This is a genomic window from Psychrobacter sp. H8-1, assembly GCF_904846575.1.
GTDB classification, from domain to species: Bacteria; Pseudomonadota; Gammaproteobacteria; order Pseudomonadales; family Moraxellaceae; genus Psychrobacter; species Psychrobacter fulvigenes.
Window position 1 is genome coordinate 1,841,989 of the sequence record NZ_CAJHBG010000001.1, and the last position, 15,034, is coordinate 1,857,022.

The following is a 15,034-nucleotide window of genomic DNA, read 5'->3' on the forward strand; positions in this document are numbered from 1 at the left end:
GACATATATTGACTTAGCAGATATCTGCCTTAACGGATTTAATAGATTATGGCTGATAACTTAAATTAACCATGAATTATTAGTCATTTTCATCTATCATCAGAATATGAATTTATCAGCATTTTGTGGAAAACAACTATGAGCCAAGCTGAAAAAACCACTGCAAGCCCGCCTGCCCTTAGTATCACTAACTTTAACTTACCATCATTGCATCTGCTCTATGATGAGATCATTGTCATTCTTAAAGACAGTGAAACTCACTTAAGCGAGTTCAATGATGATACTGCACAGGCACCTTTACTACTAGACTCCATTGATGTATTGACGCAGCTGTCCCGTATTTTTGAGCTGATCGGGTTAAAGGGTGGACAGATATTAAGCACAGCGATCGCCTTTGGCTTTCAGAAGCTATACGACAATGGCAATAATAATGATACGGCGCTGATTATGGATCTATCAGAAGCCATTATGACGCTTGATCGCTACGTTGAATTTGTTTTGTTAAAAGAGACGGTAGAGCCAACGTTATTACTACCGATCATTAATAAGCTGCATATCCATAGTGAGCAGGATACTATCGATGCCAGCTATTTTTCTAATTTTGGTAGCAGTAGTGTCGTCATCGCCAACCCTGAACAGAACTATCAGCCGCTAAGTGAGCTCAATCTCGATATCGAGCTATTAACGAGTGCTTATCGTAGTGGTCTGGGTGTGGCGCTCACCAAAAACAACAGCCTATTAACCCCAGATGCACAGCAAAAACTGGATGCCATGAGTGCAGCCTGTGCTTTGATCGCAGCGCATACCAGCAGTTTATTTTGGCAAGCGGCAACGGCGGCAGTCACTGATCTAAAAGACATACTACCGCTGAAAATGAGCCAGAAACATACCCTTATCTATCTAGAACAGCAGTTTCAAAACTATCTGCCCGTCATGGATAGGCGTTTTGCTGATTTAGTCAGCTTTGCTTGCCGGCGTGATAATGAACAGGCACAAAAACTGCGTGAGCAATACGCTATCAATCAGCTAGAGTCGCCGCAGCGCAAGCAAATGGAACGCTTTTTGTTTGGGCCTAATCGCGCCATTACCGACACACTGAATCATATCATTCAAAATCAAATCAATAGCATTAAAGAAAAAGCCGAAAGCTATGGACGTGGCGATACCTCTGACGCACTTGTCCTACAAGTGTCTTCGATAACAGAAAGTTTAACTGAACTAAGCTCGGCCATGCAGTTACTGGGTTTAGATGATGCCGCAAGTGCGCTTGAGTCTGCTGCTGCAAAAGTAGCAAAATGGCAGACACCGACCTCAGAGGATTTTGATCACCTACTCTTATCTCTGATGCTTGCAGAAAACGCCTCGACGGCGATGGCAAGAAGACATACCCCAGGTATGACGCACCTGCCTATGAATAACCAACATATCTCATTACATCAGCTAGATACAGCTTATGATACCTTGGTTAAAGAGAGTCGCTTGACGATATCCAGTATCGAGCAAGCCATCACTGATTATTTAGCCGATCCCAACCGCGACATAGTCAAAATTCAAAACACTCCTGAAATGCTCCGCCAAGTGGCAGGCGCGGTCAGGTTTTTGCAGATTCCTGCCGCTGCCAACTTGTTTGGCCAGCTTTCTGTTTATATAGAAGAGCGCTTGGCAGATGGCTCTGTTATCGATGAGCAAACACTGGCACGTATCGCTGACGTCATAATGGCGGTAGATTATCGCTTGGAGGGTTTTGAAAACAATCGCCCTATTAGCAAGCAGTCTCTTGATATTGCATTGGATAGTTTAAACCAGCTGCTGACTGCTTAAATACCCTCAGCATGTATCGCTTTTATGCACGCTCACTCATAGTTTGGATAGTTGACGATGACCACCGCTTTTGTACTTGATAACGAGACCATACTGTGTCGACATACAGTGGCAGGTTGGTGGCCATTACAAGTGATGCTCCCAAACACTGAAGACCTTGCATTACAAAACGATGCTGTAGTGAGTGATGCGACTGATGCTGATGCCTATCAAGTAGGACGTGTGGAGCTTATAGAAAGCTTAGCACCCAGCCACTGGGAAGAAGCACTCAAACATACTGAGACTAAAGACTTTCGCGCGACCAGTGCCATTACGTCTCATTATGCAGAAGTGCACGGTATTGCTATCCCAGACTTGAGTACAGCTTCTGATACGCTCCTCTTTACACCTGAAACAGAAGGCGCTGTTGATAATTCTCAGCCTAGTGACACTGTCGACTTTATTTCTTATCGGCAGCTGATTACGCAACTGCCTGCTGCGCTTGCCGCGCAGTTGAGCCAAGCTATTCAACTCTTACGCTGGCAGGCAGATACGCAGTTTTGTAGTCGTTGCAGTGCGCCAGTCCATGCAGATAAATCTGGTGAGCGTGCCATGGTTTGTCAAGTCTGCCGTTTACGTCAATATCCACGTGTGCAGCCTTGTATCATCACTGCTATTACTCGCCCAAATCCTAAGACTGGAGAGATGCAAATACTATTGGCCCACCATCATCGCTATGGCAAGCCAAGCTCGGAGCTACAGTACGGTCTCATTGCAGGGTTTGTAGAGGTAGGCGAAAGCTTGGAGCATGCGGTCGTACGCGAAGTCGCTGAAGAAGTGGCCATCAGCTTAACGGACATACGCTATGTGAGCAGTCAGCCGTGGCCTTTTCCTTCTAATTTGATGTTGGGCTTTCGCGCGTCGTATGCCAGCGGCGAGATTGCCATACAACAAAAAGAGCTGTCGCATGCTGATTTTTTTGATCTCTCAAATCTGCCTAAGATACCTTTTAAAGGCAGTATCGCTTATGAACTAATCGCGCAGATTATGCATGAACAAGGGATGTCACTTTAGATAAGTTATGATTGAATACCCACGTATAAACCCCATTATTTATCGCCAGTTTTAAGGCCGTTATTTACATGCCCAGTAATATTGACACACGCTTAGAAAATCTTCCCCTCTTATTTGACACATTGACCTTAGCTTCTTTGCCGTCTGATATTCAGCAGCAGATTGCAGCCATTGATGCCTGTCTACCGCAGACTCAATGTGGACTTTGTGAGCACCCAGATGGCTGCTTGCCTTATGCTACTGCGATCGTGGTAGAGGGTGAGCCGTATAATAAATGTGTGCCGGGTGGACAGCCTGTTACAGACGCTATTCATCAAATACTTAACATTGATAGTAAAGAGCCATTAACGGCTGCCGCATCACAATGGCCAATAGATCCTAGCACTGAGCGCCCAACCGAGGTTCGCGCCGTCATTCGTGAAAATGACTGTATCGGTTGTACCAAATGCATTCCTGCCTGCCCAGTGGATGCTATCATCGGTACCGGCAAGCACATGCATACGATTTTTACAGATTTATGTACTGGCTGCGAGCTATGTATAGCGCCCTGCCCTGTTGACTGTATCGACTTAGTCCCTATTGAGCGCAAGCTCACTGAAAGTGTACGTATTCAAGAACAGGATAATTTGCGTCAGCGTTATCATACTCATCTAAACCGCGTGACTCTGCAGCTTGCAGATAGCAGTAATACCAAGCCTGTCGTCAGTATGGTTGAAGCCAAACTCAATAACGCCGCCAGCCAAACATTAGATATCAGTGAACAACAAGCCAAAGACACCATTGCCGCCGCCAAGTTGCGAAGCAAAATTAAAAAGCTCGAAAAACAGCTAAGCGTGCGTGAGAATAGCAATAAGCGCTTAGAGCTGACAGAGCTACAAGCACAACTTGCAAAACTATAACTATAAAGGCTTCGTTAAAGCAAAGAACGTTTAACGTTATTTCAGCGCATAAATATAATACTAAAAGATTTAAAGCCACCGCTTTTAAATATTACTGTTAAAAGATAATCAAAATACCATGAGTAAAACTGTCAAACACAAGACTGCAGAGACACCGCCATCAAGACGATTGCCCAATCGTAATGTTCGGCCGTTTTTTGAAAAGCTAGCCGCCACTATTGATGAGCCAGTAACCGAACTAAACTACAGTAGTGACTTTGAACTACTTATCGCCGTCATTTTGTCTGCACAAGCGACTGATGTGAGCGTCAATATTGCCACCCAACAATTATATCCAGTGGCAAATACACCAGAGGCAATCTTGGCTCTGGGTGAAGAAGGGCTAAAATCTTATATAAAAAACATCGGCCTATATAACTCTAAAGCCAAAAATGTCATAAAAACTTGTCGCGACTTGATTGAAAAATTCGACAGTCAAGTTCCCGATAACCGTAAAGATTTGGAGTCGTTGGCAGGCGTTGGCCGCAAAACCGCTAATGTGGTCTTAAATACTGCTTTTGGACAGCCGACCATGGCCGTCGATACCCATATCTTTCGAGTTGGTAATCGCACAGGTCTGGCTACTGGCAAAACCGTGTTGATGGTCGAAAAAAAACTGGTCGAGCGTATCCCAGAAGACTTAATCGTTGATGCCCATCATTATCTTATTCTGCATGGGCGCTATACCTGCCAAGCACGTACACCAAAATGCGGTGCCTGTCCTGTCTTTGAGGAATGCATGTTTAAGGATAAAGCCAAGTTTTTAGAGATCTAAAAATTCTTTATTATTGTTAGCATTGCCTTTCATAGCCATTTTAACTTAAGGAAGAGTGATGCAAACACTCACTGCCCTAGTATTTGATAATTTTGAAACGCTAGACCTGTTTGGACCGATCGAGATGTTCGGTAACCTGCCTGAGCATTTTCATATCCAATTTACCTCTTTGACAGGTGGTATCATTTATAATCATCATGGGGTTGCCCTGCACACTATCGCGGTAACAGAGTTAGAGCATCAAACTGATATCTTATTGATTGTTGGTGGCAAAGGTACTCGCCAAGTAATCGAGGATAACCAGTTTTTGCAAACTCTTACCAAGCTTTGTGATGATGCCGACTGGGTGCTTAGCGTCTGCACTGGTAGTGCGTTATTGGCGAAGGCTAGTATTTTAGATAACAAGCGCGCAACCTCTAATAAGCTTGCTTGGCAATGGGTTATTGAGCAATCAAATAAAGTTCATTGGGTACAGCAAGCACGCTGGGTAGTAGATGGTAAATTTTACACCTCCTCAGGCGTCAGTGCTGGAGTGGATATGGCGCTTGGTTTTATTGCCGATAGACATGATATTGATACCGCGCGGCAGATTGCTAGCTATACAGAATACCGCTGGCAAGAAGACAGCCAGCTTGATGATTTCTATAATTGTTAGCAGCAATGCCTAACACTAGAGTTTTAACCCGATTCACGGTAAAATGTGCTAATTTTTTGATTCACTTTTGCCTCTTATTTTCCGTTAACATTCAATTATGACTGGTCTTACTAATGACAGTCCTTGCTATTAAGCGATCCCATTATGCGTGAATACAACTTATTTACTTCAGAATCCGTGAGTGAAGGCCATCCTGATAAAATGGCTGACCAAATCTCCGATGCTATCCTCGATGCCATTTTACGTGAAGACCTGCAAGCACGTGTTGCCTGCGAGACTTTAGTAAAAACAGGTGCCGTAATATTAGCAGGCGAAGTGACGACTACTGCCAACATCGATGTTGAACGTATTGTGCGTGATACGGTCAATGGCATTGGCTATCACCACTCAGACCTTGGCTTTGACGGTGAGACCTGCGCCGTTATCAACATGCTGGGCAAGCAATCTCCTGAAATCGCGCAAGGTGTTGATCGCAGTAGTCCAGAAGAGCAAGGCGCTGGCGACCAAGGGTTGATGTTTGGCTATGCCAGTAATGAAACAGACGTCTTGATGCCTGCGCCAATCGAGTTTGCGCATCGTCTGATGGAACGTCAATCTGAGCTGCGCCGTGCTGGTGACCTGCCTTGGTTACGTCCAGATGCCAAAGCACAAGTCACTCTAAGATATGATGGTGATATTCCAGCTGCTATTGACGCTGTGGTTCTCTCCACTCAGCACGACCCAAGCATTTCACAAAAAGACTTACAAGAAGCGGTGATGGAAAATATCATCAAGCAAGTATTACCTGCTGATCTATTGCATGCTGGTACCCGCTATCACATCAACCCAACTGGCAAATTCGTCATTGGCGGTCCAGTCGGAGATGCAGGACTCACTGGTCGCAAGATCATCGTTGATACTTATGGCGGCATGGCTCGTCATGGCGGCGGTGCATTCAGCGGCAAAGATCCTTCAAAAGTTGATCGTAGTGCGGCTTATGCCGTACGTTATGTTGCCAAAAACATCGTCGCTGCAGGCTTAGCCGACCGCTGTGAAGTACAAGTTAGCTATGCTATTGGGGTTGCTGAACCTACCTCAATCTCTGTTAATACCTTTGGCACCAGCAAGATCAGCTCTGAGGAAATCATTCGCTTGATTCGTACGCATTTTGATCTGCGCCCTTATGGCATTACACAAATGCTGAACTTGCTACAGCCAATGTACCAAAAAACAGCCACGTTCGGACACTTTGGTCGTGTTGGCTCAGACATCGCCTTCACTTGGGAAAAAACAGACAAAGCCGAAATCTTAAAAGCAGATGCTGGCCTATAAATCTTAAATTCTACAACTGGTTTCTACCACTGATTCAACTCTGTCTCATCCGTTATGATAGGGTTGTTCAGGAGATAAGAGCCAAATTACTCATACTTACTCGTTTATCTAAACTTTACAGGAGTAGCTAATGTCACAAGATACGACTCAAGACCAAGATAATGGTGTTGACGCTAACATCGAAATCACCCCAGAAATGCAGGCGTTTTACCAGCGCGCCGATGCCATCATCGGTGTGGCAAACAGCCAATTAGGCCCTGATGCTCATTCAGGCCAAGTAGGCGCTTCTTTATTATATGCTGCCGCCCGTTACAGTGCCTCAGTCGCATCTATTGGCTTTGTAAAAGGTGATGATTTTGCTAAAGAAAAAGATGACATCGTAGAGTTTTATGTCAAACAGTACCGTCAGATGCTAAGCGACAACCTAACTGACTATGCACAAAACTTTGATAAATATGTACAGCTCAATAAAGACGACAAAGCTGCTGACTAAAGTTTTGGAGCATTAAAGTACTCAAAACCCAAGCTTAATACTAAGCTTGGGTTTTTTATTGGGCCTGGTTTTTTATCAAGAGTATATGGGCTAGATGACTACCAAAAAATAGTCTAAGATAAAATGATGCAGCAATTATCAGATATAGTCAGTTTAATATAAAATCGATACAGCCCATATCATGAAACAGTTTAGGTAGATTATTCTCCATCCATCCTTGGCGTAGGAATTTTACTTGTGCCCATTTCTTTTCAATAGGGTTCAGATCAGGACTGTAGGGTGGCAGCCATAAAATACGATGGCCATGTCTATTGAGCAATTTTTGAATGCGCTTACTCTTATGAAACCGAGCATTGTCCATCACAATCACGCATTTTCTCTTAAGGCTTGGTATTAGTGTGTATTTACACCAGTGATAGAATATGGTGCTATTAATGTTCTGCTCAAAGTAATCAAGCGCAAATAGCATCTTTTCATACAGAGCACCAATGACATTAGTACGCTTTTTTGCTTGCCAGTTGTAGCGATCAATACAAGGTTTACCTATCGGTGCATAGCCGTAAGGTCTAATGGTTTCAGCTTCAAAGCCACTTTCATCCATATAAACAATGGGATAACCCTGAGTTATATAACTATAGTCGGTCTTTTATAAATAAGATACAATACTATTAAAACTAAGAGAAAGATATTAATAACGATGACTTATTCTGCAGACTTCCGGGCGCAAGTGATCAAAAGCGTCAAAAACAAAGACATGACTATTCGTGAAGCGTGTACTTTCTATGACGTTAGCAAGACGGCATTACAACGCTGGTTGAAAAACCCAACAATCAAACAATCTCGGGATAAAGCACCCAGTAAAATACCAAATGAAGCACTTCTTCAAGACGTTGCGCAATATCCAGACGATTACATGTATGAGCGAGCACAGCGTTTAAATTGTAGCAAATCAGGCATTGAGATTGCCTTAAAGCGTCTTGGTATCAGTCAAAAAAAAGACCTTGGAACATCCAAAAGCCTGTCCGATCAAAAGAGCGATATTCCAGAGTAGGCTTGATCACTTTAAACAGCAAGGCTATCCCATTGTCTATATGGATGAAAGCGGCTTTGAGCACGAGACTATCCGCTCTCATGGCTATGCACCGATAGGTACACCCTGTATAGATAGCTACAACTGGCAAGCAAAAAAGCGTACGAATGTCATCGGGGCATTGTATGAAAAAATGCTGTTTGCGCTTGATTACTTTGAGCAGAATATTAACAGCACCATATTCTACAACTGGTGCAAACGAACACTAATCCCAAGCCTTAAAACCAAATGCGTTATTGTCATGGATAATGCTCGGTTTCATAAAAATAAGCGTATCCAAAAACTACTCAACAGACATGGTCATCGTATTTTGTGGCTACCACCGTACAGTCCTGATCTTAATCCCATTGAAAAGAAATGGGCTCAAGCTAAGTTTCTACGCCAAGGCTGGATGGAGAATAATCTGCCTAAGCTATTTCATGATATGGGTTGTATCTCTTTTATTGTGGATTGACTATACTCAAATGATTGAGATACTTAGCTCTTTTTATCGGACAGACTTTTGGATGTTCCAAGGTCTTTTTTTTGACTGATTTTCAATCGTTTTAAGGCATGATGAATGCCAGTTTTACTACAGCCAAGACGGTTTGCGCGCTCATACTGATAGTCATCAGGATACGCTTTAACATCATGAAGCAAAGCGTCATCAGGTATTTTAGTCGGGGCTTTATCTCGCCCTTTCTTAGGCTCTAAAATCTGTCTCCAGCTATGTATAGTACTGGTGCTAAGCTGGTAAAAAGCAGCAGCTTCTCTAACAGTCAGACCATTATCGATGCTAGACAGCACTTGTTTACGATAGTCGATTGAATAAGTCATGGTTTATCTAAATAATTGATTAGTTTTTATGTATTGTATCGGTTTTATCTGAACCCTACTATACTTTTGATTTTATGCTGATATATACCATTCCAAAGAACTATAACCATAAGCAGACGAGCGCAAGTACTACTTCTCGTAGACTTAATGAGTTTGGCATAGTCAAACGTAGTTTTGGGATTGGTATGATAATAACAGGAGGTTATTACACTCACTTATAAGGATGTTCATCATGATAAAAAATTCATGTAAATCTTGGCTATCGTTACTAGGACTATCCGTAGCGATGACATTAGTAGGCTGTAGTAATATACCGAGTGTCGCCGAGCCTGATGCCACTTCGAATCATATACCGCCTATCAACCAACCAGCACCCAGTGACAATCTGTTTACTAAGTGCCCGCCTCACAACCCAGAGCAAAACATGTGTACTATGCAATATGACCCTGTTTGCGTTACCACCAAAGTTGGCTCGGTAGTCAGTTATCGAACGGCGGGCAACGCCTGTTCAGCCTGTGGCACAGCTGCCGCGATTGGTTATGTAAAAGGAGAATGCATCCAACCTAACGCGACATTAGAATAACTTACAGATAAGCCATTTACAAAAAATCCCAGTTTAAAACAAACTGGGATTTTTACTTATTACATTTTCAGTGCCGTATTATCGTAGGTAAGTCAAAAACGATTACTCACTTGTTTCTTTGACTGCTGGCGGACCTTTCAGTAAATCTTCATCAGGGAGCTCATTTGCTGAATTGTGCTCTGCTGACTCCTCAGTGATAAACCACTGCTGCTGACGATAGAGAATTAGATGATCGCGACTCAAACCGCGTAATAATGAATACATCATCACCAATATCACCACTGCAAATGGCAGACCTGATACGATAGAAGCTGCTTGCAACGCCCCTAAGCCACCAGCCGCCAATAGCACTGCCGCGATGACGCCCTCAGTCCCTGCCCAAAACAAGCGCTGGACTTTTGGAGGATCGGTATCACCGCCTGAGGTCAGCATATCAATCACAAAGCTGGCAGAGTCCGATGAAGTCACAAACCATAGCACAATCATGATAACAATGAGTAGGTTAAATACTGCTGTTAACGGGTAAGATTCCATTAGTTTGAAGATGGCACTGCCGGTATCTGCTCTAACAGCCTCGACAAGACCAGGGCTTGCTATATCAGGGTTGACTGCAGCCATCAGCTCCATATGTACCGCAGAACCACCGAAAGCGGTGAACCACAAGAACAATATCGCCACAGGGATTAATAACACGCCCAATGTGAACTCACGAATGGTACGACCACGAGAGATACGAGCCACGAACACACCAACGAATGGCGACCAACTAATCCACCATGCCCAATAGAAAATCGTCCACGAAGACTGCCAGTTTTCTTGACCTTCATAAGACTCAGTCCAAAAACCTAATGGAATGACTTGGTGTAAATAATTACCGATATTTTCAATAAAACTATTAAAAATAAACTGCGTAGGCCCCAAGAGGATAACGAAACTCAATAGTATAATAGTCAAAAAGATATTGATATCGCTTAAGCGCTTAATACCTTTATCCAGCCCTAAGAACAGTGACATCCCTGCAAGTACCGTAATAACGGCAATTAAGATGATTTGTACACTGATGTTGTTAGGAATACCAAATAAGCTCTCAAGGCCAGAGATAATCTGCAAAACCCCAAGACCCAAGGTGGTCACTACCCCAAACATCGTACCGAATACCGCTAAGGTATCAACCGTATGTCCCCAGCCACCATAGATTTTTTTGCCCAATATTGGATATAGCGTTGAGCGAATAGCCAATGGCAAACCGCGGCGATAGTGAAAATAAGCCAAAGCCAAAGCCACCATGCCATAGAGCGCCCATACATGAATACCATAATGTAGAAATGAGATGTTCATCGCAAGCTTAGCAGATGCAACCGTCTCACCCTCACCCAGAGGTGGTGCCATATAATGATATAGCGGCTCAGCCGTACCCCAATATAGGAGTCCGATACCGATACCTGCGGAAAACAGCATACCAATCCAAGAGATGAGCTTATACTCAGGCTCCTCATTCTGATGACCCAACCTGATGTCACCATATCGACTAAATATCATATAGATACTCATCAAGACAGTGGCATTAATCACCACAATAAAAAACCATCCAAAACGTAGAGAAACAAATGCTTTGGCTTGATTAAATACTACTTCTGCTTGCTCATTAAAAAACGCACCAAAAATAATAAAGACAGTAATTAAAATCACTGAGGTTAAAAACACCGGCTTACTTACTCGCGGAAAAGGGCCTACTCTGCCAACCTTCACATGATCCATAGATCTTCCCAAAGACAAAAGAGCGTCACCATAACAAGATGTTAACGAATTATCAAATATAACCCTGTTATGTTGCGTTTTGTATACACAGAGTCACCTGATTATAAAAGCGTATTATCTTTGGGCAAAATAAAACCCCAGCCTACAATGAGACTGGGGTTTTTATTGATGCCACTGAATGCAGAATATATCTATTGTCAGTCTTTAATCGCCTTTAACAACCTCAGGCGGACCTTCTAGTAGCTCCTCATCCCTGAACTCATTAGCCGTATTATGCTCAACCGACTCATCAGTGATAAATCGTTGTTCTGCACGATAAAGTATCAACTCATCACGATTAAACCCTTTTATCATCGCATACAACATAATAAACACAACAATAGCAAAAGGAAATCCTGCGACGATAGCAGCGGCCTGTAACGCCCCTAAACCACCAGCTGCGAGTAAAATCGCGGCAACCAAACCCTGCATAATTGCCCAAAACAAACGCTGAATTTTAGGCGGATTGGTTTCACCACCAGAAGTCAGCATATCAATGACAAAGCTGGCTGAGTCTGATGACGTCACAAACCACAGTACAATCATGAGCACAATCAGCATGGTGGTGGCTTTGGCAAATGGGTAAAACTCCATCAGCTTAAAGATAGCACTACCATAATCGTTTTGGACAACTTCAATAAACCCAGGGTTACCGATTAGCTCCATATTTACTGCCACACCACCAAAGGTTGTGAACCAGAAAAACAGGATAATCATCGGAATAAATAGCACACCGAGTAGGAATTCACGAATGGTACGACCACGGGAAATACGAGCGATAAACACCCCTACAAATGGTGACCAGCTGATCCACCAAGCCCAGTAGAATATCGTCCATGAAGACTGCCAATCGCCTTTGCTATAGGCCTCGCTCCAAAAGCTTAATTGCACGATATTTTGTATATAGTTACCAGTGTTTTCGACCAAACTGTCCATAATGTACTGAGTTGGGCCCATGATAAAAGCAAACCCTAACAACACAAAAGTAAGAATGATATTGGTATCACTGAGACGTTTGATACCTTTGTCCAAGCCCATTAGCAACGAGCCACAAGCCAGCATCGTAATGAGGGCGATTAAGATCACTTGCACCGTGACAGAGTTAGGCAAGCCAAATAACCCTTCGAGTCCAGAGTTAATCTGCAACACACCAAAACCTAAGGTTGTCACAACACCAAACATCGTCCCAAATACTGCCAACGTATCAACCGTGTGTCCCCATTTGCCATAAATTCTCTGGCCCAATATTGGATAAAGGCTAGAACGAATCGATAATGGGAGACCACGGCGAAAATGAAAATAGGCCAATGACAATGCCACGACAGCATAAATTGCCCAAGCGTGAATCCCATAATGTAAAAACGAGATATTCATTGCTTGTTTGGCAGCTTCTACGGTCTCTGCATCACCTAGTGGCGGCGCCATAAAGTGATAAACCGGCTCAGCCGTACCCCAGTACATAATACCGATACCGATACCCGCTGAGAATAGCATTCCTATCCAAGATGGCAGGCTGTATTGCGGTGTTTCAGTCTGATGACCTAAGCGAATATCACCATATTTGCTGAAAATCAAATACAAACATAAAACCACAGCAACGTTCATCAGGATAATAAACATCCAACCAAATCGTTGGGTAATAAAACTCTGCGCACTCGTAAATATAGTATCTGCCAGTTCTTGAAATAGGGCACCAAAAATAATAAACCCGACAATCAATACCGCTGAGGCAATAAACACAGGTTTATTCACTCGTGGAAAAGGCCCTAAACGACCTATTTTGAGTTCACTCATATTACTTATCCAATATTTTAGAGTTAACAACCTTAACAAGATGTTACCCAATTATCAAACATAACGCCCATATTTGTTATTTTTGATACAAAAAAATAGCCCTGAAATATCAGAGCTATTGTTTGAAGCTATCTCTTGAAACTGTCATTGACACCCAGTCTCAAATCAAAAATTAATCGCCATCCACAATCTTGGGTGGACCTTTTAGCAAGTGCTCATCGACGAATTCATCAGCCGAGTTGTGCTCTGCCGACTCATCAGTAATGAAGCGCAGCTGATTACGATATAAAATGAGACGATCGCGACTAAGACCACGCAGTAATGCATACATCATGACAAAAACCACAATAGCAAACGGTAGTCCAGCAACAATCGCTGCGGCTTGTAGAGCGCCCAAACCACCTGCGGCTAACAATATGGCAGCAATCAGACCTTGCATGATCGCCCAAAACAGACGTTGGATTTTTGGTGGATTGGTATCACCACCAGCGGTCAGCATGTCGATAACAAAACTGGCCGAGTCAGACGAGGTCACAAACCATAGTACAATCATGATAACGATCAAAAACGTAATAGGTTTGGTGAGTGGGTAGTATTCGACCAACTTAAAGATGGCACTACCTGTATCTGCTTGTACCGCTTCAACCAATCCTGGGCTAACCAGTTCAGGATTAATGGCTGCCAGCAACTCCATATGAATGGCCACGCCGCCAAAAGTCGTAAACCAGAAAAACAAAATGGTCATTGGTATTAACAATACACCTAATACAAACTCACGAATGGTACGGCCACGGCTAATACGAGCGATAAATACCCCGACGAATGGTGCCCAACTAACCCACCATGCCCAGTAGAAAATCGTCCATGCGCCCTGCCAATCGGTATTGCTATAAGCCTCACCCCAAAAACCCAATGGAACGACCGCTGTCAGATAGTTACCGATGTTTTCAATGAAACTATCAAAAATGAAGAGTGTCGGGCCTAAAATCACCATAAATGCCAACAGCACACCGGTGAACCCCATATTAATATCGCTTAAACGCTTGATACCCTTATCAAGACCTAACATCAGCGAGCCACAAGCCAATGCCGTCACAAAAGCAATAATGATGAACTGCATAATGATGGTGTTTGGTATGCCAAATAGCTCTTCAAGACCAGAGTTAATCTGCATCACCCCAAGACCCAAGGAAGTCACGACACCGAACATAGTGCCGAATACTGCTAAGATATCGACGGTATGCCCCCAACGACCATAAATCCTTTGACCCAAGATAGGATATAGCGTTGAGCGAATCGATAACGGCAGTCCGCGGCGAAAATGAAAATAAGCTAGGGACAAAGCAACGATGGTATAAATAGCCCAAGCATGTAAACCCCAGTGTAAAAACGAGAGGTTCATCGCCTGCTTGGCAGCTTCTACCGTTTCTGGCTCACCAAGTGGCGGTGCCATAAAGTGATATAGCGGCTCTGCTGTTCCCCAGTACACTAGCCCAATACCGATTCCCGCTGAAAACAGCATCGCAATCCACGAGAATAAGGGGTATTGCGGCTCTTCTGTTTGTCTGCCCAAACGAATATCACCGTAGCGGCTCGCTGCTAGGTAAATACAAAACACCAGCGCCACGTTCATCAAAATAATGAATAGCCAACCGAAGTTTGTGGTAATAAAGCCCTGTAAAAAACTAAAAAGTGCGCCAGCGGTCTCAGTGAAGAACGCACCAAATATAATGAAGCCGACGATTAAAATACCTGATGTAATAAAGACAGGTTTATTCACCCTTGGAAATAGGCCTAATCTTTCAACTTTTACATGATCCATTTATTCATTAGCCTTAATTTTTTTAGGAGTGCCACCATAACAAATTAACTGTTTATTATCAATAAATTACAATCCTTAACTTACTA

15 protein-coding genes are annotated in these 15,034 nt (G+C 43.3%); 10 read left to right on the forward strand and 5 right to left on the reverse strand.

The window, feature by feature from the left end; all coding sequences use genetic code 11:
* The first annotated feature begins 138 nt into the window (after window positions 1-138).
* From JMY01_RS07470 to JMY01_RS07500, 7 genes are all read left to right on the forward strand, one after another.
* Entirely contained in the window at window positions 139-1,821 is a 1,683-nt protein-coding gene (locus JMY01_RS07470; protein ID WP_201574971.1) for a hypothetical protein, read from the forward strand.
* A 57-nt stretch (window positions 1,822-1,878) separates the two neighbouring features.
* Complete coding sequence (nudC, locus tag JMY01_RS07475) at window positions 1,879-2,874, forward strand: NAD(+) diphosphatase (RefSeq protein WP_201574972.1); 996 nt, start codon at window positions 1,879-1,881, stop codon at window positions 2,872-2,874.
* Window positions 2,875-2,942: 68 nt separating this feature from the next.
* Window positions 2,943-3,773, forward strand: coding sequence for an RnfABCDGE type electron transport complex subunit B (locus JMY01_RS07480; RefSeq protein ID WP_201574973.1), 831 nt, complete (start codon window positions 2,943-2,945; stop codon window positions 3,771-3,773).
* A gap of 118 nt (window positions 3,774-3,891) precedes the next feature.
* Window positions 3,892-4,587 (forward strand): endonuclease III, encoded by a 696-nt coding sequence (nth, locus tag JMY01_RS07485; RefSeq protein ID WP_201574974.1) that lies wholly within the window; start codon window positions 3,892-3,894, stop codon window positions 4,585-4,587.
* A gap of 58 nt (window positions 4,588-4,645) precedes the next feature.
* Window positions 4,646-5,242, forward strand: a complete 597-nt coding sequence (locus JMY01_RS07490) for a DJ-1/PfpI family protein (RefSeq protein WP_201574975.1) — start codon at window positions 4,646-4,648, stop codon at window positions 5,240-5,242.
* A 144-nt stretch (window positions 5,243-5,386) separates the two neighbouring features.
* On the forward strand, window positions 5,387-6,553 hold the full coding sequence (metK, locus tag JMY01_RS07495; RefSeq protein WP_201574976.1) for a methionine adenosyltransferase: 1,167 nt from the start codon (window positions 5,387-5,389) through the stop codon (window positions 6,551-6,553).
* Between the two features lie 196 nt (window positions 6,554-6,749).
* Window positions 6,750-7,046, forward strand: coding sequence for a DUF3144 domain-containing protein (locus JMY01_RS07500; protein ID WP_374220368.1), 297 nt, complete (start codon window positions 6,750-6,752; stop codon window positions 7,044-7,046).
* 148 nt (window positions 7,047-7,194) lie between these two features.
* On the opposite strand, the gene JMY01_RS07505 is transcribed toward JMY01_RS07500, so the two are convergent.
* Window positions 7,195-7,674, reverse strand: coding sequence for an IS630 family transposase (locus JMY01_RS07505; RefSeq protein WP_227678005.1), 480 nt, complete (start codon window positions 7,672-7,674; stop codon window positions 7,195-7,197).
* A 69-nt stretch (window positions 7,675-7,743) separates the two neighbouring features.
* Between JMY01_RS07505 and JMY01_RS14105 the strand changes: the two genes are divergently transcribed.
* Together JMY01_RS14105 and JMY01_RS07510 are read left to right on the forward strand one after the other, a co-directional pair.
* Window positions 7,744-8,097, forward strand: a complete 354-nt coding sequence (locus JMY01_RS14105; protein WP_227677608.1) for an IS630 transposase-related protein — start codon at window positions 7,744-7,746, stop codon at window positions 8,095-8,097.
* Window positions 8,048-8,590: an IS630 family transposase gene (locus JMY01_RS07510; RefSeq protein WP_265089828.1), complete on the forward strand. Its 543-nt coding sequence runs from the start codon at window positions 8,048-8,050 to the stop codon at window positions 8,588-8,590. The genes JMY01_RS14105 and JMY01_RS07510 overlap by 50 nt, the downstream gene beginning before the upstream one ends.
* 23 nt (window positions 8,591-8,613) lie before the next feature.
* On the opposite strand, the gene JMY01_RS07515 is transcribed toward JMY01_RS07510, so the two are convergent.
* A complete protein-coding gene (locus JMY01_RS07515; protein ID WP_201574978.1) occupies window positions 8,614-8,952 on the reverse strand; it encodes an IS630 transposase-related protein in 339 nt (112 codons plus the stop codon).
* 232 nt (window positions 8,953-9,184) lie between these two features.
* Between JMY01_RS07515 and JMY01_RS07520 the strand changes: the two genes are divergently transcribed.
* On the forward strand, window positions 9,185-9,535 hold the full coding sequence (locus tag JMY01_RS07520) for a hypothetical protein (RefSeq protein WP_227677753.1): 351 nt from the start codon (window positions 9,185-9,187) through the stop codon (window positions 9,533-9,535).
* Window positions 9,536-9,637: 102 nt separating this feature from the next.
* Here JMY01_RS07520 and JMY01_RS07525 read toward each other — a convergent pair whose 3' ends face one another.
* The 3 genes from JMY01_RS07525 to JMY01_RS07535 all read right to left on the reverse strand — a co-directional run bounded on the left by JMY01_RS07525 (window position 9,638) and on the right by JMY01_RS07535 (window position 14,948).
* Window positions 9,638-11,293, reverse strand: a complete 1,656-nt coding sequence (locus JMY01_RS07525; protein ID WP_201574979.1) for a BCCT family transporter — start codon at window positions 11,291-11,293, stop codon at window positions 9,638-9,640.
* Between the two features lie 204 nt (window positions 11,294-11,497).
* Window positions 11,498-13,126 (reverse strand): BCCT family transporter, encoded by a 1,629-nt coding sequence (locus JMY01_RS07530; RefSeq protein ID WP_201574980.1) that lies wholly within the window; start codon window positions 13,124-13,126, stop codon window positions 11,498-11,500.
* 172 nt (window positions 13,127-13,298) lie between these two features.
* Window positions 13,299-14,948 (reverse strand): BCCT family transporter, encoded by a 1,650-nt coding sequence (locus tag JMY01_RS07535; RefSeq protein ID WP_201574981.1) that lies wholly within the window; start codon window positions 14,946-14,948, stop codon window positions 13,299-13,301.
* Window positions 14,949-15,034 lie beyond the last annotated feature (86 nt).

Bases quoted from the DNA above. Each gene is read 5' to 3' on its own strand.
- JMY01_RS07470 (WP_201574971.1), top strand. From the start codon at position 139: ATGAGCCAAGCTGAAAAAACCACTGCAAGCCCGCCTGCCCTTAGTATC.
- JMY01_RS07500 (WP_374220368.1), top strand. From the start codon at position 6,750: ATGCAGGCGTTTTACCAGCGCGCCGATGCCATCATCGGTGTGGCAAAC.
- JMY01_RS07480 (WP_201574973.1), top strand. From the start codon at position 2,943: ATGCCCAGTAATATTGACACACGCTTAGAAAATCTTCCCCTCTTATTT.
- metK (WP_201574976.1), top strand. From the start codon at position 5,387: ATGCGTGAATACAACTTATTTACTTCAGAATCCGTGAGTGAAGGCCAT.
- JMY01_RS07535 (WP_201574981.1), bottom strand. From the start codon at position 14,948: ATGGATCATGTAAAAGTTGAAAGATTAGGCCTATTTCCAAGGGTGAAT.
- JMY01_RS07490 (WP_201574975.1), top strand. From the start codon at position 4,646: ATGCAAACACTCACTGCCCTAGTATTTGATAATTTTGAAACGCTAGAC.
- nudC (WP_201574972.1), top strand. From the start codon at position 1,879: ATGACCACCGCTTTTGTACTTGATAACGAGACCATACTGTGTCGACAT.
- JMY01_RS07515 (WP_201574978.1), bottom strand. From the start codon at position 8,952: ATGACTTATTCAATCGACTATCGTAAACAAGTGCTGTCTAGCATCGAT.
- nth (WP_201574974.1), top strand. From the start codon at position 3,892: ATGAGTAAAACTGTCAAACACAAGACTGCAGAGACACCGCCATCAAGA.
- JMY01_RS07530 (WP_201574980.1), bottom strand. From the start codon at position 13,126: ATGAGTGAACTCAAAATAGGTCGTTTAGGGCCTTTTCCACGAGTGAAT.
- JMY01_RS07525 (WP_201574979.1), bottom strand. From the start codon at position 11,293: ATGGATCATGTGAAGGTTGGCAGAGTAGGCCCTTTTCCGCGAGTAAGT.
- JMY01_RS07520 (WP_227677753.1), top strand. From the start codon at position 9,185: ATGATAAAAAATTCATGTAAATCTTGGCTATCGTTACTAGGACTATCC.
- JMY01_RS14105 (WP_227677608.1), top strand. From the start codon at position 7,744: ATGACTTATTCTGCAGACTTCCGGGCGCAAGTGATCAAAAGCGTCAAA.